Annotated in this window: 1 protein-coding gene; it reads right to left on the bottom strand. The window is 69.5% G+C overall.

Annotated elements, in window-relative coordinates; translation table 11 throughout:
* The coding region (locus LU493_RS19710) for a contractile injection system protein, VgrG/Pvc8 family (protein ID WP_275289495.1) at positions 1 to 383 on the bottom strand (383 nt) is incomplete at both ends.

Here is a 383-nt window from a genome sequence, read left to right as displayed (position 1 = left end):
GCGTAGGCGGGCTGCTTGAACGAATAGTCCTTGAGCTGGGCACGCGCCGGGCGCACCCGGGCGGTCTGGGTCAGCCGCCGCAGGTGACGCTGCGACGGCGTGCCGCCGGCGCGGTGGTGGTAGGGACGCTCGCCGAGCCCGGTGAGCACCTGGGGATCGTCGGCGAACACCAGCCGATGGGCACCGAGGTCGGCATCCTCGAACTCATGGAAGTAGAACAGCCCTTCCTCGGCGGCCAGGCGCTCGATGAAGTCGAGGTCGGTCTCGCGGTACTGCACGCAGTACTCGCGCTCGGCAGGCTCGCGGGTCACCGCGAAGGCCACATCGGTCAGGCCGCGTTCCTCGCACAGGGTGTTGATGATGGTCAGCGGCGAGACCCGCTG

This window comes from Halomonas elongata (genome assembly GCF_029081005.1).
GTDB classification, from domain to species: domain Bacteria; phylum Pseudomonadota; class Gammaproteobacteria; order Pseudomonadales; family Halomonadaceae; genus Halomonas; species Halomonas elongata_B.
Note: the sequence above shows the minus strand (reverse complement) of the source record. Positions and strands in the feature narration are given on the sequence as shown.